General features: G+C 76.9%; 7 protein-coding genes. 5 read left to right on the plus strand and 2 right to left on the minus strand.

The window, feature by feature from the left end; genetic code table 11:
- The 3 genes from ACQKM2_RS32300 to ACQKM2_RS32310 form a co-directional block, all read left to right on the plus strand.
- Window positions 1-1,066 (plus strand): TIGR04222 domain-containing membrane protein (locus ACQKM2_RS32300; protein ID WP_427716074.1); only part of this gene is annotated, 1,066 nt, incomplete at its 5' end.
- 84 nt (window positions 1,067-1,150) lie between these two features.
- Window positions 1,151-1,891, plus strand: coding sequence for a TIGR04222 domain-containing membrane protein (locus ACQKM2_RS32305; protein WP_427716076.1), 741 nt, complete (start codon window positions 1,151-1,153; stop codon window positions 1,889-1,891).
- A 198-nt stretch (window positions 1,892-2,089) separates the two neighbouring features.
- Entirely contained in the window at window positions 2,090-3,877 is a 1,788-nt protein-coding gene (locus ACQKM2_RS32310; protein WP_427716078.1) for an alpha/beta hydrolase, read from the plus strand.
- Between the two features lie 110 nt (window positions 3,878-3,987).
- Here the strand turns inward: ACQKM2_RS32310 and hemQ are convergent, their stop codons facing one another.
- Window positions 3,988-4,701, minus strand: coding sequence for a hydrogen peroxide-dependent heme synthase (gene hemQ / locus ACQKM2_RS32315; protein ID WP_042802045.1), 714 nt, complete (start codon window positions 4,699-4,701; stop codon window positions 3,988-3,990).
- Window positions 4,702-4,724: 23 nt separating this feature from the next.
- Complete coding sequence (hemG, locus tag ACQKM2_RS32320) at window positions 4,725-6,200, minus strand: protoporphyrinogen oxidase (RefSeq protein ID WP_427716080.1); 1,476 nt, start codon at window positions 6,198-6,200, stop codon at window positions 4,725-4,727.
- A gap of 139 nt (window positions 6,201-6,339) precedes the next feature.
- Between hemG and ACQKM2_RS32325 the strand changes: the two genes are divergently transcribed.
- Both ACQKM2_RS32325 and ACQKM2_RS32330 read left to right on the plus strand, forming a co-directional pair.
- Window positions 6,340-7,338: a DUF4349 domain-containing protein gene (locus tag ACQKM2_RS32325; protein WP_427716082.1), complete on the plus strand. Its 999-nt coding sequence runs from the start codon at window positions 6,340-6,342 to the stop codon at window positions 7,336-7,338.
- A 63-nt stretch (window positions 7,339-7,401) separates the two neighbouring features.
- On the plus strand, window positions 7,402-8,784 hold the full coding sequence (locus ACQKM2_RS32330) for an FAD-dependent oxidoreductase (protein WP_427716084.1): 1,383 nt from the start codon (window positions 7,402-7,404) through the stop codon (window positions 8,782-8,784).
- Window positions 8,785-8,887 lie beyond the last annotated feature (103 nt).

Below are 8,887 nucleotides of genomic sequence, written 5' to 3' on the forward strand. Positions count from 1 at the left end.
GCTCGCGTCGCACCCGCGCCCGGCCGCCGTCGGGGCGGGCCCCCCCCACACCCCGTCGGGCTGGCCCCGCCCGGGGCGCGGGCCCGGCCCGCGGGGGGCCGGCCCCGCGCCGGAGCTGCACGACCTGTCGGAGGCCGCGTTCCTCGCGGGCGGTCCCGGCACCGTGGTCGACAGCGCGCTGGTCTCGCTGCTCGGGGACGGCCGGCTGGCCGTCGGCGGCCCGGGCATCGTGCAGGCCCGGCCGGGCGCGCGGGGCGCGGACCCGGCCGAGCGGGCCGTGCTGCGGGCGCTCGCGCAGGCGCCGTCCGGGTGGCTCTACCAGGTGCGGTACGCCGCCATGCGCGAGCCGGCCGTGCAGGAGACCGGGGACGCGCTGGCGGCCCGCGGGCTGCTCGCGGCCCCCGGGGCGGGGCGGGGGGCGCGGCGCTGGGGGCTGGTGCAGGCGGTGGTGTGCGTGGCGCTGGTGCCGGTGTCGCTGCCGCTCACCTTCGTGTTCTGGTCGCTGGACCCGGATCCCGGGGTGCCGTTCGTCCTCGCGGTGCTCCCGGCGCTGCTGGGCGGCCTCGTCGCGGGCGTGGTGTGCGCGCGGCGGGCGCGGCTGCGGATCACCCCGGCGGGGCGGCGGGCGCTGGCCCGCGTCCGGCAGCGGTACGCGGCCGATCCGGCGCCGCGGGTGCAGACCGCGCTGTTCGGGCTGCGGGGCCTGCGGGACCCGTACCTGCGCGAGCAGCTGGTGCCTGCGGCCCGCGGCACCCGGCTGGCCGCGGCCCAGTCCCGGGGGCGCGGGCGCGGCTCGTCGGACGTGTTCGGGGCGGCGTCGGAGGAACTGCTGCCGGTGCTGTGGTGCGCGGGCGGCGACGGCGGGGGCGGTTCCTCGGGGTCCGGTGGCTGCGGATCCTCTGGGAGCAGCTGCTCGGGCGGCTCCGGCACGGGCTGCTCCGGCGGTTCCGGTTCGAGTTGCTCGGGTGGTTCCGGTTCGAGCTGTGGCAGTTCCTCCGGTTCGAGCTGCTCCAGCGGTTCGAGTTGCAGCAGTTCCTCCGGTTCCAGTTGCTCCAGCAGTTCCTGACCGACCATCACCACCGCATCACGAGCTGCTCACGCTTGGGCACCGGCCGCCTGAAAGGGGCTCCGGCGGCTGTAGAAATCGGCCATGTTCTGGATCTTGTTCCTGCTGCTGGCCTGGGCCGGGGTGCTGACCTCGGCCGTCCGCCTGCTGCGGGCCGCCACCGAGGCCGCCGACCCGGCGCCCCGCCCCGCCGCCGCCCGGCGGCCGGGTGCGCTGAACCTGTACGAGGCCGCGTACCTGGCCGGCGGCCCGGAGCGGGTCGCCGTGCTGACCCTGCTGTCGATGGAACGCCGGCACCGGCTGCTGCTGGCCCGCACGGGCTGGGCCACCGTGCTCGACCCGGTCGCCCGTGACGCGCACGAGCGGGCCGTGCTGGCGGCGTTCGGCCCCGACGGCCAGTCCCCGGTGTCGGCGCTCCGGGAGGCCGCCGCCGCGCCCTCGGCCGTACGGGCCCTCGCGGACCGGCTGGACGAGGCGGGCCTCGCGGTGCCGTGCGGGGTGCGGGACGCGGTGGCGGACGGGGTCCGGTCGGTGCGGTGGGCCGCCGTGCTGGTGGTGGCCATGGCGGGGGCCGCGCTGGCGGTCCCGGCCGACGGGGCGGACGTGTCGAAGGTGCTGTACTGGTTCGCCCTGCCGATGCTGCTCGCGGTGTGCTGCCTGGCCATCGCGGGCACGGGCGGCCCCTGGGCCTCCCCGGCGGGCCAACGCCTCCTCGCGGCCCTGGACCACGACCGCGCCCCCGCCGACCCCCTGGCGGCCGTGGCCGTCCGCGGCCTGAACGCCCTCCCCGACCCGGACCTGCGGGCGGCCCTGGGACGCCCCTGAGGGGTCCGCCACGTGGCGGCGCCCGCCCGGGGGGGGCCGTGCGGCGCCCCGGCGCCCGCCGGGAACCGTTCCGGCGCGCCCGCCGCGCTCCGCGCTCCGTCAACCGGGCGTACCGCGAACGGCGTTGCGGCGGTGTTCCCGCCTCACAGCCCGGTCCTGACATTTCATCGGACAGGACGATGAGATGAAGGGGTCGCCATGCGGACGTGCCGGACGACGACGCTCACGCGGCAGGGGGTCGCCGCGGCGGCGCTCTGCCTCGCACTGTGCGCCCCCGCGCCGGCCCGGGCGAGCGGGCCCGGGCCGGCGGGCAGGGGCGGGGAGGCGCGGACCGCCGCCGAGGACGCCGGGGCGGAGCTGGTCGTGCGGCGGGCCGCCGCTGCCGCCGCGCTGCGGCCGGTGGGCGGGCCGGCCGGGGCCGGCGGAGCTCCGGCGTCGGGGAACCGGCCGGTGACCAGGCCCGTGGCCCGGCCCCCCGCCCCCGCCGGGAGCGGGCGGCTGGAGTTCCGGCCGTGTCCCGCCGTCGAGGAGCTGCCCGACCCGGTGCGGTGCGCCACCCTGCGGGTCCCGCTCGACTACGCCCGCCCCGACGGCCCGCAGATCTCCCTCACCGTCAGCCGGGTCCCCGCCACCGGCCTCGGCGGCGCCGCCCGGCAGGGCGCGCTCGTGTTCAACCCCGGCGGGCCGGGCGCCTCCGGCATGGCGTTCCCGCTGCTCGGCGACCGGCCCGCGTGGGCCCGTGTCGCGGCCGCCTACGACCTGGTCGGCTACGCCCCCCGCGGGGTCGGCCGCTCCGCCCCGCTGACCTGCCAGGACCCTGCCGAGCGGCCGCACGGGCCGACGCAGGTCCCGGCCGAGCCCTCCGCCGCGTACAAGCGGGAGCGGCTGGCCGCCGCCCGGGCCTACGCCCAGGGGTGCGCACGGCACGCCGGCCCCGCCCTCGGGTACTACACGACCCTGAACAACGCACGCGACCTCGACGTGCTGCGGGCCGCCCTCGGCGAGCCGCGGCTGACGTTCATGGGGGCCTCGTACGGCACCTACCTCGGGGCCGTCTACGCCACCCGCCACCCCGAGCGCGTGCGCCGCATGGTCTTCGACTCGGCGGTCGACCCGGATCCGCGCCGCGTCTGGTACGCGAACAACCTCGCGCAGGCCCCGGCCTTCGAACGCCGCTGGGCCGACTTCCGCGCGTGGGCGGCCCGCCACCACTCCGTGTACGGGCTCGGCACCACGGCGGGGGCCGTGCGGGAGAGCTACGAGAAGGTCCGCGCGGCCGTGGCCCGCACCCCGGCGGGCGGGGTCGTCGGGACGGGCGAGCTGCACGCGGCGTACCTGCAGACCGCGTACTACGACGACGTCTGGCCCGAGCGGGCCGCGGCCCTCGCCGCGTTCCTGCGCGGGGACGAGGCCCCGCTCGTCCGGCAGGCGGCCCGCGACCCCGCCACGGCGGAGCGGGCTGCCAACGCGACGGCCGTCTACACGGCGGTGCTGTGCAACGACGCGCCCTGGCCCGGCGACTGGGAGACCTGGGACCGCGACAACACCGAACTGGCCCGCCGGGCCCCCTTCGAGACCTGGGCCAACGCCTTCCTGAACCTGCCCTGCGCCTCCTGGCCGGTGTCCGAGCGGCAGCGCCCCGTCAACGTCGGGGACGTCGGGGACGTCGGGGCGGCGGCGGGCCGGCTGCCGGGGACGCTGATCGTCGCGGCGGAGCGGGACGGGGCGACGCCCCACGGGGGCGCGCTGGAACTGCAGGGGCGGCTCGGCACCCGGGCCGCGCTGGTCACGGAGCAGCGGGCGGGCACCCACGGGGTGGCCGGCGGACGCAACGCGTGCGTGGACCGGCATGTGGAGCGGTACCTGCTGACGGGCGCCACCCCGGGGTGGCGCGTCACGTGCGCGCCGCATCCGGAGCCCGCACCGGTGTCGCTGGACGACCGGGCAGCGGGCGCCTCCAGGGCGCTGCTGCCTCCGGCCGTCTGAACTTCCGGGCGGGATCTCCGGCTGCGTCGTTTCGGGGGCATGGCCTCCCGATCCCCGGAGGCCACCCTGTGTCACGGGTGTTCCTCCGGTCCTTCCCCCCAGGGGAGGTATCAGGCGAGCCCGGCGACCAGATCGGCGACGGACTTGCGGCGCCCGGTGTAGAAGGGCACCTCCTCGCGGACGTGCATGCGGGCCTCGGAGGCGCGCAGGTGGCGCATGAGGTCGACGATGCGGTAGAGCTCGTCGGCCTCGAAGGCCAGCAGCCACTCGTAGTCGCCCAGCGAGAAGGAGGCGACGGTGTTGGCGCGCACGTCGGGGTAGCCGCGGGCCATCTTGCCGTGGTCGGCGAGCATGCGGCGGCGGTCCTCGTCGGGCAGCAGGTACCAGTCGTAGCTGCGCACGAAGGGGTAGACGCTGACGTAGTCGCGGGCGACCTCGTCGGCCAGGAAGGCCGGGATGTGCGACTTGTTGAACTCGGCCGGGCGGTGCAGGGCCATGTTCGACCACACCGGCTCCAGGGCGCGGCCCAGCTTGGTGCGGCGGAACAGGTTGTAGGCGGTCTGCAGCTCGTCGGCGGTCTCGGCGTGCCACCAGATCATGATGTCCGCGTCGGCGCGCAGGCCGGAGACGTCGTAGGTGCCGCGGACGGTGATGTCCTTGGCGGCCAGCTGGTCGAACAGCTCCTGGACCTCGTCGGCGAAGCCGGTGCGGTCCTCGGGCAGGACGTCCTTCAGCTTGAAGACGGACCACAGGGTGTAGCGGATGACCTCGTTGAGGTCCTTCGCCTTCTTCCCCGCGTTGGGAATCTTCTCTGGTGCAGTCATGTGTCCATTGTCCCGTGTGCTGATCAGTGGTCTGTCCCAGGGGTGGCCAAAGCGGCGGTCACCGCGTCGGCCGCCTTCCCGGCGCTCGCGACGCAGGCCGGGATGCCGACCCCGTCGTAGAGGGCTCCGCAGACCGCGAGGCCCGGCAGCTCGGCCACGGCGGCCCGGATCCGCTCGACCCGGGCGAGGTGGCCGACGGGGTACTGGGGCAGTCCGCCGTCCCAGCGGGTGACGGTGGCGGCCACCGGGCGGGCGGCCAGCCCGACGGCCTCGCCGAGGTCGGCGAGGGAGACGTCGACCAGCTCGGAGTCCTCCCGCTTGAGGTCGCCCTCGTCGCCGTGCCGGCCGATGGAGGTGCGCAGCAGGAAGAGCTCGGGGTCGGCGCCGGCCCAGGACCACTTGTTGCTGGAGAAGGTGGACGCCTTGATCGTGCGGCCGTCGACGGGCGGTACGAGGAAGCCGCTGGCGCCGCCGTCGGCGATCGCGGCGGGCAGGTCGGAGCGCCGGAAGGCCATGGTGACCAGGGCCATGGAGGCGTACTCGACCTCGCGCAGCCCGGCCGCGGCCGCCGGGGCGGGGCCGGCGAGCAGGTCGGCGGCGGGTCCGGCGGGGGTGGCGAGGACGACGGCGTCGGCGTCGAGGACCTCGCCGTCGGCGGTGATCCGCCAGCCTTCCGGCGTACGGGCGATCCCGCGCACGGGGGTGCCGGTCAGGATCCGCGCCCCGGCGGCCCGGCAGGCGTCCGCGACGGCGAGCGGGAGCCGGCCGATGCCGCCGGCGATCCCGGCGAAGAAGGCGCCGGTGGCGGCCGCGCCGGTGGCGGTGGTCCGCTCGGCGGCACGGGCCGCGGCGCCGCTCTGGAGGGAGCGGACGCTCTCGGTGAGCGAGGGGTGGGTGCGTACGGCCTGGTAGAGGGCGGGGACGGCGGCGCGCATCGAGATGCGGTAGGCGTCGCCCGCGTAGACCCCGCCGAGCAGCGGTTCGACGAGCCGGTCGACGACCTCGCGGCCCATGCGGGCGGCGACGTACTCGCCGACGGCGACGTCCTCGCCGACCTCGGTGGGCGGGAGCGCGGTGTCGGCGGCGATGCGGGCGAGGCCCTCGGCGGACAGGACGCCGGAGGCGGCGAGCGGGGCGGTGTCGCCGGGGACGCCCATGACGTGCCCCTTGGGCATGTCGCGCAGGGCGCCGCGGGTCCACAGCCGGGCGGTGGCGGTGGCCGGGGGCTGGAGGGCGTCGCCGAGGCCGACGGCCCGGGCCAGCTCCAGGGCCTCGGGGCGGCGGGCGAGCACGGATTCGGCGCCGAGGTCGACGGGGGCGCCCGCGAGCTCTCCGGCGTACAGCTTGCCGCCGAGGCGCGGGCCGGCCTCCAGGAGGGTGACGCGGAACCCGTCGGCGAGCAGCCGGTGGGCGGCGGCGAGGCCGGAGATGCCGCCGCCGATGACGACGACGTGCCGCGGGGGGCCCGGCCGGTCCGTACGTGTGTCCGCTTCGTGCATGAACACATGGTCTCAGACGGGTCGGTGAGGCCTGAACGTGACCGCATCGGGACCACCTCGGGACCTGGCGGGCGAAACCCGCCGGGGGCCCGCGGGCGTCGAAACGGGGACATCAGCCGATCCCCCGGGGGTACTGACGATGCACACGCTCCACAGACACCGCGGCGCCGTGGCGCTGGCCGGCCTCTCCCTCGCGGGGGCCCTCGCGCTCACGGGCTGCTCGGCGGACGGCGGCGCGAAGCCCTCCTCGGACCGGGCGGCGGTCGCCGGGACCCGGGAGGGCGGGGCCGCGCAGGGCAAGCCGGGGGCGGGGGCGGCCGCGGCCCCGTCGGCGGCGCCGGACTCCAAGGCGGGGACGCAGGCGCCGGTGCGCCCGCACGTCATCCGTACGGGGACGCTGGGCATCGAGACGGCCGAGCCGCAGAAGGCCCTGGCGGCGGCCCGTACGGCGGCCGAGGGCGCGGGCGGCTACGTCGGCAACGAGTCCACCGAGCGCGGCCGGGACGGCCGGATGACCTCGACGCTGACGCTGCGGGTGCCGGGCGAGAGGTTCGACTCGGTGATCGGCGCGCTGGAGGGCAGCGGGAAGCTGCTGAACCGGAAGGTCGAGGCGCAGGACGTGACCGAGAAGGTCGCCGACGTCGACAGCCGGGTGAAGTCGCAGCAGGCCAGCGTGGCCCGGGTACGGGAGATGATGGAGAAGGCCTCGGCGCTGGGCGACGTGGTGATGCTGGAGGGCGAGCTGAGCCGGCGCCAGTCCGACCTGGAGTCGCTGCTGGCCCAGCAGAACGCGCTGAAGGACCAGACGGCGATGGGCACGATCACGGTGTCGGTCTCGGAGCCGGCGGCGGCCCCGGCGGAGCGGGAGAAGGACGAGGTCCCGGGGCTGGGCGACGCCCTGGGTGCCGGCTGGGGCGTGTTCGTCACGCTGGTGCGCTACCTGGCCCTCGCGGTCTCGGCGGTGCTGCCGTTCGGGATCGCCGCCGCCCTGCTGGTCCTCGGGTTCAAGGCGTACCGCAGGTTCCGCCCGGCGAAGCCGAAGGCGGGCCTCACCCGGACCGTGGTGCCCCGGCAGGCGCCGGCGCCGGCCGCCGGGCCCGCGCGGTCCGACGCCCCTGGACCGGATCTCCAGGACTGACGGCGGGTCCGCCCGTAGCGTGTCCCCGGTAGGCGCAGGCTGCGGCAGGAGGCGGGGCGGACGATGGCGGTGGAACGACTGGTGGTGGTCGGCGGCGACGCGGCGGGGATGTCCGCCGCGTCGCAGGCGCGGCGGCTGAAGGGCCCGGCGGAGCTGGAGATCGTCGCGTTCGAGCGCGGGCACTTCACCTCGTACTCCGCGTGCGGGATCCCGTACTGGGTCGGCGGGCAGGTCGGCGGGCGGGACGAGCTGATCGCCCGGACCCCCGAGGAGCACCGCGCCCGGGGCATCGACCTGCGCACGCGCACGGAGGTGGTGGAGCTCGACGTGGCGGGCCGCCGGGTGCGCTCGCGGGACCTGGACAGCGGCGCCGAGTCCTGGACGGGCTACGACAAGCTGGTCCTGGCGACCGGCGCCCGCCCGGTCCGGCCGAAGCTGCCGGGGATCGGCGCGCACGGGGTGCACGGGGTCCAGTCCCTGGACGACGGCCAGCGCCTGATGGACGACCTGGAGCGTACGCGGGGCCGCCGGGCGGTGGTGGCCGGCGCGGGCTACATCGGCGTGGAGATGGCCGAGGCCCTGGTGAACCGGGGCTTCGAGGTCACCGTGCTGCACCGGGGCCCGCAGCCGATGTCCACCCTGGACCCGGACATGGGCGCTCTGGTGCACTCCGCGATGAACGCCATGGGCATCGTGACGGTCGCCGACGCGGACGTGGCGAAGATCCTCACCGACGAGGAGGGCCGGGCCCGCGCGGTGGCCACCGCGGACGGCCGCGAGTACCCGGCGGACGTGGTCGTGCTCGGCATCGGCGTGGAGCCGCGCACGGCGCTCGCCCGGGCCGCCGGGCTGCCGCTCGGCGAGTCGGGGGGCCTGCTGACGGACCTGTCGATGCGGGTCCGGGGCCACGAGGACATCTGGGCCGGCGGTGACTGCGTGGAGGTCCTGGACCTGGTGGCGGGCCGGACGAGGCACATCCCGCTGGGCACGCACGCCAACAAGCACGGCCAGGTGATCGGCTCGAACGCGGGCGGCGGCTACGCCACCTTCCCGGGTGTCGTCGGGACGGCGGTCAGCAAGGTCTGCGACCTGGAGATCGCCCGGACGGGGCTGCGCGAGAAGGACGCCCGGGAGGCGGGCCTGCGGTACGTGACGGCCGCCATCCGCTCGACGAACACGGCGGGCTACTACCCGGGGGCCCGGGAGATGACGGTCAAGATGCTGGCGGAGCGGCGCACGGGCCGGCTCCTCGGCGTCCAGATCGTCGGCGGCGCCGGCTCCGCGAAGCGGGTGGACATCGCGGCGGTGGCCCTCACGGCGGGGATGACGGTGGAACAGGTGGTCTCCCTGGACCTGGGCTACGCCCCGCCGTTCTCCCCCGTGTGGGACCCGGTCCTGGTGGCGGCCCGCAAAGCGGTCGCCGCGGTGCGGTCTGCGGGGGTCTGAGCCCTGCGGGGCCGTCCCCTACCCGCCCTTCGCCCGTTCCCCGGGGCTCCGCCCCGGACCCCGCGCCTCAAACGCCGGCGGGGCTGGAAAAATGAGCCCCGCC

Source organism: Streptomyces sp. NPDC004126 (genome assembly GCF_050275515.1).
Lineage (GTDB): Bacteria > Actinomycetota > Actinomycetes > Streptomycetales > Streptomycetaceae > Streptomyces.